20 protein-coding genes are annotated in these 19,077 nt (G+C 72.0%); 14 read left to right on the top strand and 6 right to left on the bottom strand.

Features of this window, described 5'->3' with window-relative positions:
• Window positions 1-5: 5 nt before the first annotated feature.
• Complete coding sequence (locus tag ACX25U_RS14295) at window positions 6-857, bottom strand: helix-turn-helix domain-containing protein (protein ID WP_454392160.1); 852 nt, start codon at window positions 855-857, stop codon at window positions 6-8.
• Between the two features lie 223 nt (window positions 858-1,080).
• Here ACX25U_RS14295 and ACX25U_RS14290 point away from each other — a divergent pair, with 223 nt between their 5' ends.
• The 8 genes from ACX25U_RS14290 to ACX25U_RS14255 all read left to right on the top strand — a co-directional run bounded on the left by ACX25U_RS14290 (window position 1,081) and on the right by ACX25U_RS14255 (window position 7,220).
• On the top strand, window positions 1,081-1,494 hold the full coding sequence (locus ACX25U_RS14290) for an ATP-binding protein (protein ID WP_454392158.1): 414 nt from the start codon (window positions 1,081-1,083) through the stop codon (window positions 1,492-1,494).
• A gap of 71 nt (window positions 1,495-1,565) precedes the next feature.
• Window positions 1,566-1,778: a DUF4287 domain-containing protein gene (locus ACX25U_RS14285; RefSeq protein ID WP_454392156.1), complete on the top strand. Its 213-nt coding sequence runs from the start codon at window positions 1,566-1,568 to the stop codon at window positions 1,776-1,778.
• 24 nt (window positions 1,779-1,802) lie between these two features.
• Complete coding sequence (locus ACX25U_RS14280; protein WP_454392154.1) at window positions 1,803-2,174, top strand: holo-ACP synthase; 372 nt, start codon at window positions 1,803-1,805, stop codon at window positions 2,172-2,174.
• Between the two features lie 69 nt (window positions 2,175-2,243).
• Window positions 2,244-3,683 (top strand): NAD(P)H-hydrate dehydratase, encoded by a 1,440-nt coding sequence (locus ACX25U_RS14275; RefSeq protein ID WP_454392152.1) that lies wholly within the window; start codon window positions 2,244-2,246, stop codon window positions 3,681-3,683.
• A gap of 85 nt (window positions 3,684-3,768) precedes the next feature.
• On the top strand, window positions 3,769-4,968 hold the full coding sequence (alr, locus tag ACX25U_RS14270) for an alanine racemase (RefSeq protein WP_454392150.1): 1,200 nt from the start codon (window positions 3,769-3,771) through the stop codon (window positions 4,966-4,968).
• Between the two features lie 112 nt (window positions 4,969-5,080).
• Window positions 5,081-6,292: an alpha/beta fold hydrolase gene (locus ACX25U_RS14265; protein WP_454392148.1), complete on the top strand. Its 1,212-nt coding sequence runs from the start codon at window positions 5,081-5,083 to the stop codon at window positions 6,290-6,292.
• An 88-nt stretch (window positions 6,293-6,380) separates the two neighbouring features.
• Window positions 6,381-6,905, top strand: a complete 525-nt coding sequence (tsaE, locus tag ACX25U_RS14260; RefSeq protein ID WP_454392146.1) for a tRNA (adenosine(37)-N6)-threonylcarbamoyltransferase complex ATPase subunit type 1 TsaE — start codon at window positions 6,381-6,383, stop codon at window positions 6,903-6,905.
• A gap of 129 nt (window positions 6,906-7,034) precedes the next feature.
• Window positions 7,035-7,220 (top strand): hypothetical protein, encoded by a 186-nt coding sequence (locus ACX25U_RS14255; protein WP_454392144.1) that lies wholly within the window; start codon window positions 7,035-7,037, stop codon window positions 7,218-7,220.
• A 17-nt stretch (window positions 7,221-7,237) separates the two neighbouring features.
• Here the strand turns inward: ACX25U_RS14255 and ACX25U_RS14250 are convergent, their stop codons facing one another.
• Window positions 7,238-7,795 (bottom strand): hypothetical protein, encoded by a 558-nt coding sequence (locus ACX25U_RS14250; protein WP_454392142.1) that lies wholly within the window; start codon window positions 7,793-7,795, stop codon window positions 7,238-7,240.
• 112 nt (window positions 7,796-7,907) lie between these two features.
• Between ACX25U_RS14250 and tsaB the strand changes: the two genes are divergently transcribed.
• From tsaB to ACX25U_RS14230, 4 genes are read left to right on the top strand one after another with little or no spacing between them, the layout of a single operon-like run.
• Window positions 7,908-8,561 (top strand): tRNA (adenosine(37)-N6)-threonylcarbamoyltransferase complex dimerization subunit type 1 TsaB, encoded by a 654-nt coding sequence (tsaB, locus tag ACX25U_RS14245; protein ID WP_073948321.1) that lies wholly within the window; start codon window positions 7,908-7,910, stop codon window positions 8,559-8,561.
• Window positions 8,562-8,617: 56 nt separating this feature from the next.
• A complete protein-coding gene (gene rimI / locus ACX25U_RS14240; protein ID WP_454394275.1) occupies window positions 8,618-9,100 on the top strand; it encodes a ribosomal protein S18-alanine N-acetyltransferase in 483 nt (160 codons plus the stop codon).
• Complete coding sequence (gene tsaD / locus ACX25U_RS14235; protein WP_454392140.1) at window positions 9,093-10,193, top strand: tRNA (adenosine(37)-N6)-threonylcarbamoyltransferase complex transferase subunit TsaD; 1,101 nt, start codon at window positions 9,093-9,095, stop codon at window positions 10,191-10,193. Before rimI ends, tsaD begins: the two co-directional genes overlap by 8 nt.
• Window positions 10,190-10,456 carry a hypothetical protein gene (locus ACX25U_RS14230; protein ID WP_454392138.1) on the top strand — a complete coding sequence of 89 codons (267 nt, stop codon included), beginning with the start codon at window positions 10,190-10,192 and terminating at the stop codon, window positions 10,454-10,456. The genes tsaD and ACX25U_RS14230 overlap by 4 nt, the downstream gene beginning before the upstream one ends.
• Before the next feature lie 664 nt (window positions 10,457-11,120).
• Here ACX25U_RS14230 and ACX25U_RS14225 read toward each other — a convergent pair.
• From ACX25U_RS14225 to ACX25U_RS14210, 4 genes are all read right to left on the bottom strand, one after another.
• Window positions 11,121-13,433, bottom strand: a complete 2,313-nt coding sequence (locus ACX25U_RS14225; protein ID WP_454392136.1) for a beta-xylosidase/alpha-l-arabinosidase — start codon at window positions 13,431-13,433, stop codon at window positions 11,121-11,123.
• A gap of 35 nt (window positions 13,434-13,468) precedes the next feature.
• On the bottom strand, window positions 13,469-14,266 hold the full coding sequence (locus ACX25U_RS14220; protein WP_454394273.1) for a carbohydrate ABC transporter permease: 798 nt from the start codon (window positions 14,264-14,266) through the stop codon (window positions 13,469-13,471).
• A gap of 124 nt (window positions 14,267-14,390) precedes the next feature.
• Window positions 14,391-15,206: a carbohydrate ABC transporter permease gene (locus ACX25U_RS14215; RefSeq protein ID WP_454394271.1), complete on the bottom strand. Its 816-nt coding sequence runs from the start codon at window positions 15,204-15,206 to the stop codon at window positions 14,391-14,393.
• 77 nt (window positions 15,207-15,283) lie between these two features.
• Window positions 15,284-16,603 carry an ABC transporter substrate-binding protein gene (locus ACX25U_RS14210; protein ID WP_454392134.1) on the bottom strand — a complete coding sequence of 440 codons (1,320 nt, stop codon included), beginning with the start codon at window positions 16,601-16,603 and terminating at the stop codon, window positions 15,284-15,286.
• 186 nt (window positions 16,604-16,789) lie between these two features.
• Here ACX25U_RS14210 and ACX25U_RS14205 point away from each other — a divergent pair, with 186 nt between their 5' ends.
• Window positions 16,790-17,818, top strand: a complete 1,029-nt coding sequence (locus ACX25U_RS14205; RefSeq protein WP_454392132.1) for a LacI family DNA-binding transcriptional regulator — start codon at window positions 16,790-16,792, stop codon at window positions 17,816-17,818.
• A gap of 101 nt (window positions 17,819-17,919) precedes the next feature.
• Window positions 17,920-19,023, top strand: a complete 1,104-nt coding sequence (locus ACX25U_RS14200) for an LCP family protein (RefSeq protein ID WP_454392130.1) — start codon at window positions 17,920-17,922, stop codon at window positions 19,021-19,023.
• Window positions 19,024-19,077: the final 54 nt, after the last annotated feature.

Genomic DNA, 19,077 nt, shown 5'->3' with positions numbered 1-19,077 from the left:
GGGTCTCACAGCTCCTTGGCCAGCTTGTGGATCAGGTCGCGCGACCGGTCGGGACCGAGTGTCACAGCTTCCACTCTATGGAAAAGTGTTCGAAACACGCTCAGTTGGGCTTCGGAATCGATGAACGTCGCGGCGTGGGGTGCGTCGCCAACGGCTGTGTCCAGCTTGGGCACGGCGCCGCCTGCCAGCATCATGGCCGTCCAGGACCCGCCGAAGCCGTCCAGATCGAAGGGGATGACGCGTACGGTGACGTGATCTGCTTCGGACACCTCGAGGATATGGGTGAGTTGAGCTCGTGAGGCTGTTCGGTCACTGACCCTGAGCCGAAGCGCAGCCTCGTGGATGACCGCTTCGTACGGTGTAGGAGCGGGGCCTTGCAGGATCACCTTGCGTTGCATTCGGTGTCGGACACGCAACTCAAGCTCTTCATTCGGGAGTTCGGGAACTCTGTCGGAGAAGATGGCGCGGGCGTAGTCCTCCGTCTGCAGAGGGCCGGGGATGTACAGAAACTGGAGCTCCCGCAGGAACGTGGCATGGTGCTCCAGCTCGGCAAGGTCGAGGAACGGTGTAGGAAGCGATCCTCGGTATTCCTCCCACCAGCCACGCGTGCGGTCGGTCGCCATTGCGACCAGGGCGTCGATCAATTCCTCGTCCGTGCAGGCGTAGTGAGCCGCAAGGCGGCGCAGCCGCTTCTCACTCACGCCCGCGAGAGCAGCCTCGATTTGGCTGATCTGCGCAGGGCTCACCCCGAGCAACGTCGCTGCCTCGCGGGCTGTGAGCCCCGCCGCATCGCGGAGTCTGCGCAGCTCGACTGCCAACCGCAACTGACGTGCCGTTGGGTCGCGCCTCAACGCCATCGTGTGCTCCTTCCAACGTGCCTGTGGACGCGACTCTTTCGGGGATCAGACTACGCGATCGGCTTGCAAGACTTAAACATGTAGGTCTACCGTCGGTGACGCGACGCACACACTGTGGAATCCCGGGGTGCCGGAAGCGCACCGCTCCGTCCTGCCATGACGGCTGCGGCAATGCCACCGCCCGTTGAGCCACAACACCTCATCGACCGAACGGAGTTCAGCCATGCCCGAAAACGAAGGCGAACCCTGGGAGTACTGCCTGTACATCCCCAACGACCCCCGCGCCGTCACCGTGAGCCGCCGTACCCTCCGTCTGATCCTCACCATGCACGGTCTGATCCGCCTCGTCGACACCGCCGAACTCCTCGCGACCGAGCTGGTCTCCAACGCCGTACGTCACACCAAGGGGCCCGCCGCCCTGCGCGTACGGTGGGCCGCCGGCGTGCTGCGGATCGGCGCGTGGGACGCCGACCCCGCGCCCCCGGAGCCGCCGGTTCCGTTGGAGCGTGTGGGCGAGTCGGAGGAGGGGCGCGGACTGGCGCTGGTCAAGGCCTGCGCCGACCTGTGGGGGTGGCAGCCGCTCGCCAGAGAGGGCAACCGGGGGAAAGTCGTGTGGTGCGAACTCGCCGCTGTCTGATCGATGAGTTTCCCGTTCCACCCCGGTCGTACAAGCAACGACGTGCGACACGGGAAGGAACCGCATCCACCATGACCGCGACAGCCAAGGGTCCCGCCAGCTATTTCCCCTCCATCGAGGAGAAGTACGGCCGGCCGATCGCCGAGTGGCAGGACCTCATCCGCTCCTCGCCCCTGACCAGGCACATGGAGCTGGTGAACTGGCTCAAGGCCGAGCACGGCCTGGGGCACGGGCATGCCAACGCCCTGGTGGCACACACCCTTCGTGAGGACGGCGGCAGGTGAGGTGCGGCCCGTAGGGTGCTCGGCATGAGCATCATCGGGGTCGGTATCGACGTGGCCGAGATCGATCGGTTCGCGGCGTCGCTGGAGCGGACGCCCAGCCTGGCACAACGGCTTTTCCTGGAGAGCGAGTTGCTGCTGCCCAGCGGGGAGCGGCGGGGTATGGCCTCGCTCGCCGTGCGGTTCGCCGCGAAGGAGGCGCTCGCCAAGGCCCTCGGTGCGCCGGCCGGACTGCTCTGGACGGACGCCGAGGTGTACGTCGAGGACAGCGGGCGGCCTCGGCTGAGGGTGACGGGGACCGTGGCGGCGCGGGCGGCGGAGCTCGGGGTCCGGTCCTGGCACGTGTCCTTGAGCCATGACGCGGGGGTGGCGTCGGCAGTCGTGGTGGCCGAGGGATAGCGCCGGGCCCCGCACTGCGGCCGCGAGTCCGGGTGCGGTTCCGCCGTCGTTCGGGGCAGACTCGACCGCATGCGTACCGGGTACAGCGTGGAGACGGTCAGGTCGGCGGAACGTGCGCTCATGGCGCGGCTTCCCGAGGGGGCGCTGATGCAGCGGGCGGCGGCCGGACTCGCCGCCGCGTGCGCGGACTTGCTCGGGCGGGTGTACGGGCGGCGGGTGGTGCTGCTGGTCGGCAGCGGGGACAACGGGGGTGACGCGCTGTACGCCGGGGCGCGGCTGGCGCGGCGTGGGGCCGGGGTGGTCGCCGTGCTGCTGGCGCCCGACCGTACACACCCCGGCGGCCTCGCCGCGCTGCGCCGGGCGGGCGGGAGCGCAGTCCGGGCGGGCGGCGCAGCGGAGGCCGCGATCGACCGGGCCGACCTGGTCGTCGACGGCATCGTCGGCATCGGCGGCAAGGGCGGTCTGCGTGCCGACGCCGCGCCGCCGGCCGAGCGTGCGGCGCGCTCGCGGGCGGCCGTGGTCGCCGTGGACCTGCCGAGCGGGGTCGAGGCGGACTCCGGCGAGGTGCTGGGCGCCGCCGTACGCGCCGACCTGACCGTCACCTTCGGCACGCACAAGCCGGGGTTGCTCATCGACCCGGCGCGCGACTACGCCGGCACGGTCCGGCTCGTCGACATCGGTCTGGGTCCCGAACTGCCCGCCGAGCCCGAGTTGGAGGCGCTGCAGCACGCCGACGTGGCCGGTCTGCTGCCGCTGCCGGCCTCCGAGAGCGACAAGTACCGGCGCGGCGTCGTCGGCATCGCCGCGGGCTCGGCCCGCTACCCGGGCGCGGCCGTGCTGGCCGTGTCGGGCGCGCTGCGCGGCGGGGCGGGCGCGGTGCGGTACGTCGGTCCGGCCGGGCAGGCCGTGATCGCCCGCTTCCCGGAGACGCTGGTCTCCGACCAGGGGCCGCACAAGGCGGGGCGCGTGCAGGCGTGGGTGGTGGGACCGGGCGCCGGGGACGACGCGGCGACCGTCGCGGAGGTGCTGGACACGGACGTACCCGTACTGATCGACGCGGACGGCCTGCGCCTCGCCGACCGCGACGCCGTACGGGCCCGTACCGCCCCCACCCTGATGACCCCGCACGCCGGAGAGGCCGCCGCCCTGCTCGGCGTGGCCCGCGAGCAGGTCGAGGGCGCACGGCTGTCCTCCGTGCGCGAACTCGCCGCCCGCTACCGGGCGACCGTCCTCCTCAAGGGCTCGACCACCCTCGTCGCCGACCCGGACGGCGGCCCCGTACGCGTCAACCCGACCGGCACCCCGTGGCTCGCCACGGCCGGCAGCGGTGACGTCCTGTCGGGCCTGGCCGGCTCCCTGCTGGCGGCCGGCCTGGCCGCCAGCGACGCCGGCAGCGTGGCCGCCTACCTGCACGGCCTCGCCGGCCGCTTCGCCGCCCACGGCGCCCCGATCGGCGCCCACGACGTGGCGGAGGCCATCCCGGAGGCGTGGCGGGACGTGCGCGACTGAACCTCCCTGTTCCGGACAGGCAGCGCGTCCGCTACGCGCCCCGGTGCGGAAGGGCCGTGGGGCCCCTCTGAGACACTGGGGCGCGATGAACGAGACAGCACATCCGCGGACGGCACCGCTGCGCGCCCGCGCCGAGATCGATCTGGCCGCGGTGCGGGCCAATGCGCGGGCACTTCGCGACCGGGTGTCCGGCGCGGCCCTCATGGCCGTGGTGAAGTCCGACGCGTACGGTCACGGCGCCGTTCCGTGCGCCCGTGCGGCCGTCGCCGCCGGGGCGACCTGGCTCGGCACCGCCACGCCGGAGGAGGCCTTCGCCCTGCGGGCGGCCGGGCTGTCGCCCGAGCGGGTGCGGATCATGTGCTGGCTGTGGACGCCCGGCGGGCCCTGGCGGGAGGCCGTCGAGGCCGACCTCGACGTGTCCGTGAGCGGGATGTGGGCGCTGGCGGAGGTCCGGGAGGCCGCTCGCCGCGCCGGCCGCCCGGCACGCGTGCAGTTGAAGGCCGACACCGGCCTCGGACGCAGCGGCTGCCAGCCCGCCGACTGGCCCGGCCTCGTCGCCGAGGCCCTGCGCGCCGAGGCCGAGGGGCTGGTCCGCGTCACCGGGCTGTGGTCCCACTTCGCCTGCGCCGACGAGCCCGGGCACCCCTCCATCGCCGCCCAGCTCGACCGCTTCCGCGAGATGGTCGCCCACGCCGAACAGCGGGGCGTGCGCCCCGAGGTGCGGCACATCGCCAACTCGCCCGCCGCGCTCACCCTGCCCGAGACCCACTTCGACCTCGTACGCGCCGGAATCGCCCTCTACGGAGTCTCGCCCAGCGCCGAGATCGGCACCCCGGCCGACTTCGGGCTGCGCCCCGCCATGACCCTGTCCGCCTCACTGGCCCTGGTCAAGCACGTACCCGGGGGGCACGGCGTCAGCTACGGGCACCACTACGTCACCCCCGGCGAGACCACCCTCGGACTCGTGCCCGTCGGCTACGCGGACGGCATCCCGCGCCACGCCTCCGGCTCCGGGCCGGTCCTGATCGGCGGCAAGTGGCGCACGGTCGCGGGCCGGGTCGCCATGGACCAGTTCGTGGTCGACCTGGGCGGCGACGAGCCCGAGATCGGCTCCGAGGCCGTGCTCTTCGGACCCGGCGACCGCGGCGAGCCCACCGCCGAGGACTGGGCCCAGGCCGCCGGCACCATCGCGTACGAGATCGTCACGCGCATCGGAACGCGCGTCCCCCGCGTCTATGTGAACGAGGGAACGGACCGGGAACGCGACGGGGAGCAAGGCGCGTAGGACGGCGCGCGTGGAAGCCCGGCCACCGCGACCCCGGAGCAGGCACCACCGAATCGGCACCACCTTTCACCTCACCGAGCGAACAGCAGTACGGCACACAGAGGAGCGGTACGTGAGCGAGAGCAGCGCGGTCGCGAAGGCCACCGCGGGGGCGGCCGGCGGCTGGCGCAGGGCGACCGGCGTCGCGGGCGCCGCGATAGGCGTGGTGGCGGCGGGCGCGGCAGCCGGCGTCGCCATCGAGCGGATGACCGTCGGCCGCGGCATGCGCAGGAAGGCCCGGCTCGCCCTGGACGCGGCGGGCCCCTACGGCGCCCTGCGCGGCACCCCCGGCCGGGCCCTGGCCGACGACGGCACCGAGCTCTACTACGAGGTCGACGACATCGACCTCGACGCGGCCGTGAACCTCGGCCCGCGCCGCCGCCGGCTCTTCGGCCGCAAGGCCCCCGCCCCCGTCACCGTCGTCTTCAGCCACGGCTACTGCCTCAGCCAGGACTCCTGGCACTTCCAGCGCGCGGCGCTGCGCGGTGTCGTACGGACCGTGCACTGGGACCAGCGCAGTCACGGCCGCTCGGGGCGGAGCGTCGCCCAGACGCGCGACGGCGTGCCGCTGAACATCGACCAGCTGGGCCGCGACCTGAAGGCCGTGATCGACGCCGCCGCGCCCGAGGGGCCGATCGTGCTGGTCGGACACTCCATGGGCGGCATGACCATGATGGCCTTCGCCGCCCAGTACCCCGAGCTGATCCGCGAGCGGGTCGTAGCCACCGCCTTCGTCGGTACGTCCTCCGGGCGGCTCGGCGAGGTCAACTTCGGGCTGCCGGTGGCCGGCGTCAACGCGGTGCGCCGAGTCCTCCCCGGGGTGCTGAAGGCGCTCGGTCAGCGGGCCGAGCTGGTGGAGAGGGGGCGGCGGGCCACCGCGGACCTGTTCGCCGGGGTCATCAAGCGGTACTCGTTCGCCGGCCGTGACATCGACCCGGCGATCGCCCGGTTCGCCGAGCGGATGATCGAGAGCACGCCGATCGACGTGGTCGCCGAGTTCTACCCGGCCTTCACCGACCACGACAAGACCGAGGCGCTGGCCCTGTTCCAGGACATGCCGGTGCTCGTCCTGGCCGGGGTGCAGGACCTGGTCACGCCCAGCGAGCACAGCGAGGCGATCGCCGACCTGCTCCCGGACGCGGAGCTGGTGCTGGTCCCGGACGCCGGGCACCTGGTGATCCTGGAGCACCCGGAGCTTGTCGGCGATCGCCTCGCCGACCTGCTCGCCCGCGCTGGGGCGGTACCGACCACTACCGTGGGCAGTTGTGACTCCGCCTCCTCCTGACGGAGGTGGCTTCCAGCCTTCGGCTGCGGTCCGGCCCGGACCGGCCCCTCGCGGAACGTGACCAGTGTACTACTGTAAGTGAGTGACGATGAAAGAAACCACAGCATCGCATGCCGGGGCGCCCGCTGGCGTCGCTGTTCAGATCACCGTCAACTCCCCCGAGCAGATGCGGGAGCTCGGCCGCCGTCTCGCCAAGCTGCTGCGCGCCGGCGACCTGGTGATGCTCAGCGGGGAGCTCGGCGCGGGCAAGACCACGCTGACCCGCGGGCTCGGCGAGGGCATGGACGTACGCGGCGCCGTCACCTCCCCGACCTTCGTGATCGCCCGCGTGCACCCGTCCCTCGGGGACGGTCCGCCGCTCGTCCACGCCGACGCCTACCGGCTGTCCGGCGGGCTGGACGAGATGGAGGACCTCGACCTCGACGTGTCGCTGCCGGACTCGGTGATCGTCGTGGAGTGGGGCGAGGGCAAGGTGGAGGGGCTGACCGACGAGCGGCTGCAGGTCCTGATCCACCGGGCCGTCGGCGACACCACGGACGAGGTGCGGCACGTGACGGTGACCGGGATCGGGGACCGGTGGGCCTCCGTCGACCTGGGCGTTCTGACCGCCTGAGCGCCGCGTGAACTTTCCGACAGCACGTCGGCAAATCCTTGCGCCGGGCGCGTCCGGCGTGGTCACATGGTATCCAGCTCGTAGTTAGGTGTACCTAACTACGTCCGCCCCCGGCCCGAGGAGGCGTCCATGTCGGCCATGGAGAACAACGAGCAGCAGCGTCGGCAGCCGGAGCCGCGGCCGTATGCGGCCGGTGGTGTGTCCATGCGGGACCTGCTGGCCTCCTGCGCCGCCGCGGAGGCGGTCTCCCGGCCGCCGCGCGCTCCGGAGCCGGCGGCCCCCCGGACGGTGGAGGAGCACCGTCAAGCGGCGTAACTCCATCGGATGACGCGCTACCGGATGACGACGACCTTCTGCCCGACCGTCGCGAACATCCACATCGCCTCGCCGTCCGCCCGCGACTCCCGGATGCCACCGGTCTTCACCGCCGGGTCGGGCGTCGGCGCGGAGCCGTCCACCGCCGCGCTGAAGCCGATCACGACCCCGCCCACGTCGGTGAAGCGCACGACGTGCTCGACGGGGACGCCGTCGGTTCCGGTGATCGCCTTCGAACGGGACACGACGGCGTAGGTCCCCGGCGTCGGATCGACGCTGCCGGGGTTGACCCCGAAGGTGTTCCGGACCTTGTTGTCCGGACCGACCAGCCACACCCGGTCGTCGTCCACCGAGTACACGACCCGCTCGCCGGTGCCGGAGCCGTCGGGCAGAGCGGTCGGGTGCCGCTTGTCCCGGAGCGCCTTGGCGGCGCTCGCCGCGGGCGTCGCCGTGGCGCCGGGACCGCCGCGCAGGCTCCGCGGAACGTTCGCCTGCGCCTGGTGGGCGAGGAAGCCGACCGTGGCGACGGCGGCGGCGGTGAGCCCGGCCACGAATCCCGAGCTGCTCCTTGCCACGGTCGTCCACCTCCGCGTCGGTCGTACGAGCTGCTTTGCGGCGACGTTAGCAGCCGGAAACCGTCCCCCCGGGGCGGCGGTGCGGGGCCCGCCGGAGCCGTAGGCTGTTTGCGTGCTCTTGCTCGCTCTGGATACCGCCACCCCCGCCGTCACCGTCGCGCTGCACGACGGTACGGCCGTCATCGCCTCCTCCAGCCAGGTGGACGCGCGCCGGCACGGAGAGCTTCTGCTGCCGGCCGTCGACCGGGTGCTCGCCGAGGCCGGGCTCAAGCTGGACGCCGTCACGGGCATCGTGGTCGGCGTCGGCCCGGGCCCGTACACCGGGCTGCGCGTCGGGCTGATGACCGCCGACACCTTCGGGCTCGCGCTCGGCGTCCCCGTGTACGGCGTGTGCACGCTCGACGGCCTCGCCTACGCCGCCGACGTCCCCGGTCCCTTCGTCGTGGCGACCGACGCGCGCCGCAAGGAGGTCTACTGGGCCCGCTACGCCGACTCCCGCACCCGCGTCACCGACCCGGCCGTCGACCGGCCCGCCGACATCGCCGACGAGGTGGGCGGCCTGCCCGCGGTCGGCGCGGGCGCGCTGCTGTACCCCGACACGTTCCCGCAGGCGCACGAGCCCGAGCACGTGTCGGCCGCCGCCCTCGCCTCGCTGGCCGCCGAGCGGCTGGCAGCCGGCGAGGAGCTGCCCGCGCCCCGGCCGCTGTATCTGCGCCGGCCGGACGCCCAGGTGCCCAAGAACTACAAGGTGGTCACCCCGAAGTGACGGGACGAGCGACGGAACGGAAGACGGACGGGACCACGGACTGCGCACTGCGCGAGATGCGCTGGTGGGACATCGAGCCGGTGGTGGAGCTGGAGAAGGACCTGTTCCCGGAGGACGCCTGGTCCCGGGGCATGTTCTGGTCCGAGCTGGCGCACTCCCGGGGCCCGGAGGCGACCCGGCGGTACGTGGTCGCCGAGGAGAGCGGCCGGATCGTCGGGTACGCCGGGCTGGTCGCCTCCGGTGATCAGGGGGACGTGCAGACCATCGCCGTCGCCCGGGACCACTGGGGCACCGGGCTCGGCTCCCGGCTGCTGACCGAGCTGCTGCGGGCGGCGACCGCGTTCGAGTGCGCCGAGGTGATGCTCGAGTGCCGGGTGGACAACGCGCGCGCCCGGAAGCTCTACGAGCGCTTCGGCTTCGAACCCATCGGCGTCCGGCGCGGCTACTACCAGCCGGGGAACGTGGACGCCCTGGTGATGCGCCTGTCCGATCCTTCCATCTCCCTCGACGGTGAACAAGGAACCGAGACTCATGACTGACATGAGGGACGAGCCGCTCGTCCTCGGCATCGAGACCTCCTGCGACGAGACCGGCGTCGGCGTCGTCCGCGGCACCACGCTCCTGGCTGATGCCGTCGCCTCCAGCGTCGACGAGCACGCCCGTTTCGGCGGTGTCGTCCCGGAGGTGGCGTCCAGGGCCCACCTGGAGGCGATGGTGCCGACCATCAACCGCGCGCTGCAGCAGGCGGGGGTGAGCGCGAAGGACCTGGACGGCATCGCGGTGACCGCCGGGCCGGGCCTCGCGGGCGCGCTGCTCGTGGGCGTCTCGGCGGCGAAGGCGTACGCCTACGCCCTGGGCAAGCCGCTGTACGGCGTCAACCACCTCGCCTCGCACATCTGCGTGGACCAGCTGGAGCACGGTCCGCTGCCGGAGCCGACGATGGCGCTGCTGGTGTCCGGCGGCCACTCCTCGCTTCTGCTGTCCACGGACATCACCTCGGACGTACGGCCCATGGGCGCGACGATCGACGACGCGGCGGGCGAGGCCTTCGACAAGATCGCGCGCGTGCTGGACCTGGGCTTTCCGGGCGGGCCGGTGATCGACCGGTATGCGAGGGAGGGCGACCCGGAGGCGATCGCCTTCCCGCGCGGACTGACCGGGCCGCGCGACCCGGCGTACGACTTCTCCTTCTCCGGTCTGAAGACGGCGGTGGCCCGCTGGATCGAGGCCAAGCGGGCGGCCGGGGAGGAGGTCCCGGTCCGTGACGTGGCGGCCTCCTTCCAGGAGGCGGTGGTGGACGTGCTGACCCGCAAGGCCGTACGGGCCTGTCGTGACGCGGGCGTCGACCATCTGATGATCGGCGGCGGCGTGGCCGCGAACTCGCGGCTGCGGGCTCTGGCCCAGGAGCGCTGCGAGGCGGCCGGTATTCGGCTGCGGGTGCCGCGGCCCAAGCTGTGCACCGACAACGGTGCGATGGTGGCGGCGCTGGGTGCGGAGATGGTCAGCCGGGGGCGGGCCGCTTCCAGTTGGGATCTGTCGGCGGATTCGTCCCTGCCGGTGACGGATCCGCATGTGCCGGGGCACGACCATGATCATGTGCACGAGGTCGGCGAGGAGAACTTGTACTCGTGACGGTGGCGCTGATGTGGGAGGCCCGGGCGGTCGAGGGCCGGGGGGAGGAACTCCTCGCCTGGGCGCGGCGGCAGCGGCTCGCGCGGGAACCTCTGCGCCGGGAGGCCTTCCGGGCTCCGCAGGACCGGGTGCTGGTCATCACGTGGTGGGATGCGGAGTACGGGGCGGACCTGCCTGAACTCCCTGATCCCGCCGGAGACCTGGTCACCCGGGCGGTGCACCGGTGGCGGTTCGAGTCGGTCGGTGAGGGGCCGGACGCCTGATTGGTCGGCCGCCCGCCGGATGCGCTATGATCATCACACGCAAGCGGCCGACAAAGGCCCGCGAGCAGTGCGTTGGTGGTCCAAGGAAAGACGTCCCGCTTCCTGCGGGGAGATGCAGGTGCAAGGCCTGCCCGGCGCTCGACAGGATCCCGTCCCCGGTTCGACCGGGGGCGGGATCTTTGCGTTCGGCCACCGCCGGGGGTGGGCCCCGGCTTTGCCCACCCGGCCGTCTCGGTGGGGGGAGGGGCCCCGTCCCCCGGGGCTCCGCCCCGGCTTTGCCCACCCGGCCCGCCCGTCTCGGTGAGGAGAGAGATCCCCGCCCTGGGGCTCCGCCCCGGACCCCGGCGGGGGCTCCGCCCCCTGCGCCCCCGGTTTCCCACACGCCCGCCCGTCTCGGTGGGGGGAGGCGTCCCGTCTCCGGGGCTCCGCCCCCTCCACTCTCGGGGCTCTGGGCCTTCTCCCGCAGCCCCTCGGGCCCAAGGCCCGCGCCTCCATCGCCGGGCGGCTGGAGAAAGTCGGCCCGTCTGGGGGTACCCCCTGCTCGAAGAGCTCGGGGGAGTTTGAGGACGAGGCCGTCAAGGCCGAAAGCGGGGGTCTGGGGGCGCAGCCCCCAGGGACGCGACGGTAGGGGCGGCGGGGGCGAGGAAACCCACGTGGGGGCAGGTCAGGGCGCCTCCGTGGTCTCCGTCTCGCAGCGCAGCCGCCGGTCCGGGCCCAGTTCCCTCACCGGGCCCGTCAGGGTCAGGTGGGCCGTGTGGCGGATGTCCGACGACGAGGCGGCCAGGCGCAGTTCCAGGGCGCCCGGCTCCACCACCCGGCGGCCCTCGCGGTCGGTGAACGCCGAGACGTCCGCGTGGAAGTGGAAGGTCAGCCGGCGGGACTCGCCGGCAGCCAGCTCCAGCCGCTCGTAGCCGATCAGGCGCACGTTCGGGCGGGTCACCGACGCCACCGGGTCGTGCAGGTACAGCTGCACGACCTCCGCACCGGCCCGATCACCGGTGTTGCGGACGGTCAGCGAGACGTCGTACGAGCCGTCCGTGCCGATCTCGGTGACATCGTTGCCCTGGAAGCCGGACCACTCGAACGTCGTGTACGACACCCCGTGCCCGAACGGGTACAGCGGCGTCGGGTCCAGGCTGCTCGCCTCCCCCGCCAGACCCAGCGGCGGCTGGAGATACGTCCACGGCTGGCCCCCCGCCCCGCGCGGAACGCTCACCGGGAGCCGGCCCGAGGGGTTCACCCGGCCCGACAGGACGCCCGCGACCGCGGACCCGCCCTCCTCGCCCGGGAAGAACGCCTGGACTGCGGCGCCCAGGCGGCCGTCCCAGCGGCCCAGGGCGTAGGGGCGGCCGGTCAGCAGGACCAGCACCACCGGCACGCCCGTTCCCACCAGCGCGTCCAGCAGCTCGCCCTGGACGCCGGGCAGGCTCAGGTCCGCCACGTCGCAGCCCTCGCCCGACGTGCCCCGGCCGAACAGGCCCGAGCGGTCGCCCAGGACCGCCACGCACACGTCCGCCTCCCGCGCCCGGGCGACCGCCTCCTCGAAGCCGGAGGTGTCCGGGTCGGACACGCCGCAGCCCTCCGTGAACGTCACCTTCGCGTCGGGCAGTTCCGTACGCAGCGCGTCCAGCAGCGTGGGGATCTCGATGCCCATGGGCACCTCGGGGTGCTGGGTGCCCACGTGGGAGGGGAAGGAGTAGCAGCCCAGCATCGCCAGGGCGTCCGCCGCACGAGGGCCGACCACCGCGATCCGGGTGTCCGGCGACAACGGCAGCACGCCGTCCGGGTTGGTCAGCAGCACCACCGACTCCTCGGCCAGGCGGCGGGCCACGGCCCGGTTGCCCGCCGAGTCCAGGTCGACCGGCTCCGCGGGCGCGTCGGCGCTCCAGTCCTCGTCCAGCAGGCCCAGTTCGCACTTCTGCAGCAGGACCCGGCGGGCCGCGCGGTCCACCAGGGACTCCGGGACCGTGCCCTCCCGTACCGCCGCCACCAGGTCCTTGCCGTAGCACTTCACCGTCGGCAGTTCGACATCGACACCGGCGGTCAGGGCCAGATGGGCGGACTCGGCCGGGGTGCCGGCGACCCTGTGCAGGGTCTGCAGGAAGTCGACGCCGAAGTAGTCGGCGACCACCGTTCCCGTGAAACCCCACTGCTCGCGCAGGAGTTCGGTGAGCAGGTGCGGGTCCGCGGAGGCCGGTACGCCGTCCGTCTCCGTGTACGCCGCCATCACCGACCGCGCGCCGGCCTCGCGCAGCGCCATCTCGAAGGGCGGGAGCGTGATGTCGGCGAACTCCCGGGTGCCGGCCCGCACCGGGGCCAGGTTGCGGGCGCCCGCGGAGGAGGCGTACCCGGCGAAGTGCTTCAGCGTGGCGACGATCCCCGCCGACTCCAGGCCCCGCACGTAGGCGGCGCCGATCGTGCCGACCAGGTACGGGTCCTCGCCGATGGTCTCCTCGACCCGGCCCCAGCGCGGGTCGCGGATCACGTCCAGGACCGGGGCCAGGCCCTGGTGCACGCCCACCGAGCGCAGGTCCCGGCCGATACGGCCGGCCATCTCCTCCACCAGGGCCGGGTCGAAGGTGGCACCCCAGGCCGGCGGCACCGGGTACGCCGTCGCGCCCCAGGCCGTGAAGCCGGCCAGGCACTCCTCGTGGGCGATCGCCGGGATGCCGAAGCGGCCGGCCTCGGCGATACGCCGTTGTGCGCGGGCCAGTGCCTGTGCGGCAAGGGTCGGGTCCACGGGGGCGGTGCCGAAGGAGCGGGTGAGCTGGCCGAGGCCGAGAGCGATCAGCTCCTCCCAGTCGTAGTCCGTGTTCATCGCCTGCTGATGCGGGGCGACACCGTCGCCGTCCGTGGCGGCGCCCACCCATACGCCGTACAGTTGGGCGGTCTTCTCCTCCAGCGTCATCCGGGAGAGCAGGTCGTCGACGCGGGCGGCGGCGGGCAGGGCGGGGTCGCGCCAGGGGGCGGTGGTCATGGAGCTCCTGTCGAAGACGTCGGGAGAGGGTGGGTTCACTTGCCGCCCACGCCCATCAGACCGCCCACGAGGGCGCGCCGGGCCACCAGGTAGACGGCGAAGATCGGGGTGCCGGAGAGGACGACGGAGGCGAGCAGGGCGGGAATGTTCACGCCGAACTGGCTGACGTAGTTGAACAGGCCGAGGGTCAGCACGCGCGGGCCGTCGGACTGGGTGAAGATCAGCGGGAAGAGGAAGCCGTTCCAGGCCTGCAGGGCGGAGTAGATGACGACCGTGCTGATGCCGCCCTTGGTCATCGGGATGACCAGCTGGAAGAGCATCCGCGTGGGGGAGGCGCCGTCCAGGGCCATCGCCTCGTACAGCTCCTCGGAGATGTCCCGCAGGGTGCCGGTGAGGACGAGCACCGACACCGGCATCGCGAAGGCCGCGGTCGGCAGGATGATCGCGAGCAGGCTGTCGTAGAGGTTCAGCTTGGCGATCATCAGGTACAGCGGGACGACGACCGCCTGCGCGGGGATGGCGACACCCAGCAGGAACAGGCGGAAGGCCGCGCCCGACCAGATGCCGCGGGTGCGTACGGCGACGTAGGCGAGCGGGACGCACAGCACGAGGACGATCGCCACGACCGCCGCCGCGACGATCACCGTGTTGGCGAGGAAGTGACCGAAGCCGCTGTGCAGGACGGTGTTGTAGTTCTCGAGGGTCGGGTCGGTGGGCGGCTTGAGGGCGTTGTGGCCCAGCGCCTCGTCCTGGCGGGTCAGCGACGTGGTGATCATCGCGTAGATGGGGATGATCACGACGGCCAGCCAGATGACCGAGCCGAGGCCGGCCAGCGGGTTCGGGCGCCTGGTCCAGTGGCGGCGGTGGTGGACGGGGCCCCCGGTCACCGGCGGCTTCGGCGGTGTCCGTACGGGACGGCGTGGCAGCGTGTCGTGTGACGTACGGTATGACACTTCGTCACATTCCTTCCCTGGTGCTGCGCATGGTGCCGAAGCCGGTCAGCCGGACCAGCAGCAGCGACAGCGCGGTGGCGGCCACGACGAGGAAGGTCGCGACGGCGCTCGCGTAGCCGAAGTCGTAGCTCTTGAAGCCCGCCTCGTACATCAGGTACGGCAGGATCGCGGTGTCCGTGCCGGGGCCGCCCTGGGTCAGGATCAGCACGGTCTCGAAGTACGTCAGCGAGCCGACGATCATCAGCACGGTCGACGTGGTCGCCGTGTTGCGCAGCTGCGGCAGGGTGATCGAGAAGAACTGGCGGTAGCGGCCGGCGCCGTCGATCGCCGCGGCCTGGTAGAGGACTTCGGGGATCTGCCGTGCCCCGCCCTGGTAGATCAGGGTGTGGAAGGGGATGAACTGCCAGCCGCCGACGAAGACGATCGCGAGGAAGGCACCGGAGGTGGTGCCGAGGGTGTCGCCCCGGACGATGCCGAAGTTGGGGTCGAGCAGGGCGTAGAAGAGCAGCGAGATCGCCGTCGAGGACAGCAGGAACGGCACGAAGAAGATCGCGGACAGGACGGCGCGGTTGCGTTGGCGGCCCGCCGCCCAGACGCCCAGCAGCAGCGATACGACGGTCTGGAAGGCCCAGCTGACGACGGTGAGCAGCACGGTCACCGTCAGGGACTGGGTCAGGCGCGGGTCGTCGATCAGTTTCCGCCAGTTCGCCAGGCCCACCGGCTCGGGGTCGCCCAGGCCGTTCCACTTCGTGAAGGACAGGTAGAGGGCCAGGACCATGGGGGCGACGGCGAAGAAGGCGAAGAACAGGACGCCGGGCAGGACCCAGGCGGCGTGCGGGCGCCCGGCCCGCACGCCCTTCCCGGGCCTGCCCTTCGCCCTGGTGGGAGCGATCGAGCTCACTTCAGCCCCTTGAGCGCGGACACGAACCGGCTCGGTGTGGACTTGCCCACGAACAGCTTGTTGATCTCGGTGAGCATCGGCGTCTGGATGCTCGGGTCGACCGCCTGGTCCCAGCTCAGGGTGAACGCGGGCGCCTGCTCCACCATCTCGTACTGGAACTTGGCGAACTCGGGGTTGGGGGAGGCGTCGAGCAGCTTGGCCGCGTTGGAGGTGGTCGGGATGTCACCGTTGGCGATCAGCTCCTTGGCGTACGCCTCGGAGGCGCAGTCCTTCAGGAAGGCGATCGCCGCGTCCTTGTTGGACGTACGGGCGTTCACGGACCAGTAGTTGGTGGGGTTGCCGACGACGTTGCGGATGTCGCCGGAGCCGCCCTCGAACTTCGGGAACGGGCACCAGCCCAGGTTCTTCCTGGCGAAGTCCGGGAACTTGCCGAGCTGCGTGGAGTACTCCCACGAGCCCATCAGGTGCATGGCCGCCTTGCCCTTGGCGAAGACCGCGGGGGCGCCGCCGTTGGTGTACGCCACCGAGCTGAAGCCCTTGCCGAAGGCGCCGTCGTCGATGAGCTGCTTGACCGTCTCGGCGGCCTTGAGGACGGCCGGGTCGCCCCAGCCGGAGGAGTCGCCGTTCTTGATCCGGTCGAAGACCTCGGGGCCGCCGATACGGTCGACCAGGTACTCCAGCCACATCAGTTCGGGCCAGACGTCGGCGCCGCCGAGCGCGAACGGGGTGATGTTCGCCTTCTTCAGCTTGGCGTTGATGTCGAGCAGCTGGTCCCAGGTGGTGGGCGGCTGGAGCTTGTGCTCGGCGAAGACCGCCTTGTTGTAGAAGAGGATCACCGGCTGCATGCCGCGCATCGGGATGCCGTAGTTGCGGCCGCCGAGCGCGCCGGCGGCGAGGACGGAGGGCAGGAAGCCGTCCTTGAGGACGGGGTCGGACTTGATGGTGTCGGTGAGGTCGACGAGCTGGTTCGCGTCCTTGTACGCCTTGATCGAGCCGCCGCCCCAGTTGAAGAACACGTCGGGGGCGTGGGGCGAGCCCATCGCGGTGCGCAGCTTGGCGGGGTAGTCGGAGCCGGGTACTTTTTCCAGCTCGACCTTGCCGTCGGCCTTCTTGGCCGCGGCCGAGGCGTTGAACCGGTCGACGGCCTTGGCCTGCACCTTCACCGCGTCGTCGCCGTACACCATCGCCGTGATGGTGCCGCCCGAACCGCCGGAGCCGCCGGAGCCGCTGCCGGAACCGCAGGCGGTGAGTCCGGCGGCCGAGACGAGGGTGGTGGCGCCGGCGCCGAGGAACCAGCGCCTGCTGTAGGACTCCATGTGACGGCACCTCTCACGATGTCGTGTTTCCGAATGTTCGTCCGACCGGTGTGTGCGTGTGGCCGCGGTGCGGGTGGCCGAAAGACGCGTATGGCCGAATGTTTCGTATGGCTCTTCGAATGTTCCGGGAACTTATGGCGGGCAAGGGGGTTCGTCAAGGGGTCGCGCAGAGATACGATCGCCCGCATGAAGTCTCCGAAGCCCGCAGAAACACAGACCGCCACGCTCGCCGAGATCGCCCGCGAGGCCGGTGTGTCGGCTCCGACTGTTTCGAAGGTCCTCAACGGGCGGGCCGATGTCGCCCCGACGACCCGCAGCCGTGTCGAGGAGCTGCTGCGGGCCCACGGCTACCGGCGTCGGCGGGCCGAGGCGACCCGCTCGCCGCTGATCGACCTGGTCTTCCACGAGTTGGAGAGCGCCTGGGCGATGGAAGTCATCCGGGGTGTGGAGAACGTGGCGCGGGACGCGGGGCTGAGCGTCGTGCTCTCCGAGAGCGCGGGCCGGCTCACCCCCGGGCGGACCTGGGCCGACCAGGTCGCCGCCCGCCGCCCGCACGGCGTGATCCTGGTGCTGTCGGGGCTCGACGAGTCCCAGCGGGCGCTGCTGACCAGCCGCTCCATCCCGTTCGTGGTGATGGACCCGGCCGGTGACCCGGGTGCCGACGTTCCGTCGATCGGCGCGACCAACTGGCAGGGCGGGCTGGCCGCGACCCGGCATCTGGTGGAGCTCGGGCACACTCGTATCGGCGCGATCAGCGGGCCGTCACGGATGATGTGCAGCCGCGCCCGGGTCGACGGCTACCGGGCGGCGCTGGAGACGGCGGAGCTGCCGGTGGACCCGTCGCTGATCGTGACCGGCGACTTCCATCACGAGGCCGGCTACCGGCTGGGCCTGAAGCTGCTGGGCCGGGAGGACCGGCCGACCGCCGTCTTCGCGGGCAACGACCTGCAGGCGCTCGGCCTGTACGAGGCGGCACGCGAGCTGGGGCTGCGCATTCCGGAGGACCTGAGCGTGGTCGGCTTCGACGACCTGCCGGTGGCGCGCTGGGTGGGACCGCCGCTGACGACCGTACGGCAGCCGCTGACGGAGATGGCGGAGGCGGCGGCGAAGCTGGTGCTGGACCTCGGGCGCGAGGAGGAGTCGCCGGTGGCGACCCGGGTGGAGCTGGCCACGAGCCTGGTGGTGCGCAGCAGTACGGCGGCGCCGGCGGTGTGAGGCCGTGGCGCCAAGTCGCGCCGAAACTTTCGGAGATGAGATTTTCCGAAGAAAAGCCTTGTGTCGCCCTCCCCCTGACGAGCTCCTCATGACCCGGACGTATGTTCCTCTCCGTGAGGGGACACAACAGGGGACACAACAGGGGAAACAACAGGGGACATGAGGACAACGGGGAGGCCGGCAGACCGGCGGACCCGGGGCGCCCGGCGCGCTCGGGGGTGCTGAAGGCCGTGGGTCTGACCCTGGCCGGCGCCCTGGTGCTGGGCATCGCGGCGACGGGCTGGGCGTACTGGCACCTGAACCGGAACATCAAGGGTGTCGACATCAACAACGCGCTCGGCGACAACCGCCCGCCCGGGTCGTGGACGACGCCCTCGGCCGAGGCATCCGCCCTGCCCAGCGGCGCCCTCAACATCCTGGTACTGGGCTCGGACTCGCGCAGCGGCACGGAGAACAAGGAGCTCGGCGGCGGCGACAGCGAGGGCGCGCGCTCCGACACCGCGATGGTCGTGCACATCGACGCGGGCCGGTCCTCGGCCACCGTGGTGAGCATCCCGCGCGACACGCTGGTGACGCGCCCGTCCTGCCCGCTGGCCTCCGGCGGTTCGACGGCGGCGGCGTACAGCGCGATGTTCAACAGCGCCTACTCGGTGGGCGGACCGGTGTGCGCGGTCAAGACGGCCGAGTCGCTCACCGACGTCCGCATGGACCACTACGTCGAGATCGACTTCTCCGGCTTCGCGAAGCTGGTGGACGCGCTCGGCGGGGTCACCGTCACCACCGAGCAGGACATCGACGACGACAAGAGCCACCTGCACCTCGAGGCCGGCACCCACCACCTGGACGGCACCCAGGCCCTCGCCCTCGCCCGCACCCGGCACGGCATAGGCGACGGCAGCGACCTCGGCCGCATAGGCCTGCAGCAGATGCTGATCAGGGCCATGCTGGAGGAGATCACCTCCACCGACCTCCTGGACGACCCCGCCCGGCTCTACCGTGTCGCCGACGCGGTCACCGGCAGCCTGACCACGGACACCGGCCTGGACTCGCTCGCCGAGCTGACGACCCTCGCCCGGAGCCTGAAGGGCCTGACGGCCGAGAACGTGGAAACGGTGACCCTGCCGGTGGTGACGGCCCCGTACGACCCCAACCGGGTGGTGCCGCAGGAACCGGAGGCGGGCGAACTGTGGGAGTCGCTGCGGTGACCGCTCCCACCACCCGTTCGGATGATCAGCACGGATGAGGACACGCAGCGGGCT

The organism is Streptomyces sp. JNUCC 63 (assembly GCF_054366325.1).
The sequence above is the reverse complement of the archived record's forward strand: the minus strand, read 5'-3'. Positions and strand labels throughout refer to the sequence as shown.

Bases quoted from the DNA above. Each gene is read 5' to 3' on its own strand.
- ACX25U_RS14295 (WP_454392160.1), bottom strand. From the start codon at position 857: ATGGCGTTGAGGCGCGACCCAACGGCACGTCAGTTGCGGTTGGCAGTC.
- ACX25U_RS14290 (WP_454392158.1), top strand. From the start codon at position 1,081: ATGCCCGAAAACGAAGGCGAACCCTGGGAGTACTGCCTGTACATCCCC.
- ACX25U_RS14285 (WP_454392156.1), top strand. From the start codon at position 1,566: ATGACCGCGACAGCCAAGGGTCCCGCCAGCTATTTCCCCTCCATCGAG.
- ACX25U_RS14280 (WP_454392154.1), top strand. From the start codon at position 1,803: ATGAGCATCATCGGGGTCGGTATCGACGTGGCCGAGATCGATCGGTTC.
- ACX25U_RS14275 (WP_454392152.1), top strand. From the start codon at position 2,244: ATGCGTACCGGGTACAGCGTGGAGACGGTCAGGTCGGCGGAACGTGCG.
- alr (WP_454392150.1), top strand. From the start codon at position 3,769: ATGAACGAGACAGCACATCCGCGGACGGCACCGCTGCGCGCCCGCGCC.
- tsaE (WP_454392146.1), top strand. From the start codon at position 6,381: ATGAAAGAAACCACAGCATCGCATGCCGGGGCGCCCGCTGGCGTCGCT.
- ACX25U_RS14255 (WP_454392144.1), top strand. From the start codon at position 7,035: ATGTCGGCCATGGAGAACAACGAGCAGCAGCGTCGGCAGCCGGAGCCG.
- rimI (WP_454394275.1), top strand. From the start codon at position 8,618: ATGCGCTGGTGGGACATCGAGCCGGTGGTGGAGCTGGAGAAGGACCTG.
- tsaD (WP_454392140.1), top strand. From the start codon at position 9,093: ATGACTGACATGAGGGACGAGCCGCTCGTCCTCGGCATCGAGACCTCC.
- ACX25U_RS14225 (WP_454392136.1), bottom strand. From the start codon at position 13,433: ATGACCACCGCCCCCTGGCGCGACCCCGCCCTGCCCGCCGCCGCCCGC.
- ACX25U_RS14210 (WP_454392134.1), bottom strand. From the start codon at position 16,603: ATGGAGTCCTACAGCAGGCGCTGGTTCCTCGGCGCCGGCGCCACCACC.
- ACX25U_RS14205 (WP_454392132.1), top strand. From the start codon at position 16,790: ATGAAGTCTCCGAAGCCCGCAGAAACACAGACCGCCACGCTCGCCGAG.
- ACX25U_RS14200 (WP_454392130.1), top strand. From the start codon at position 17,920: ATGTTCCTCTCCGTGAGGGGACACAACAGGGGACACAACAGGGGAAAC.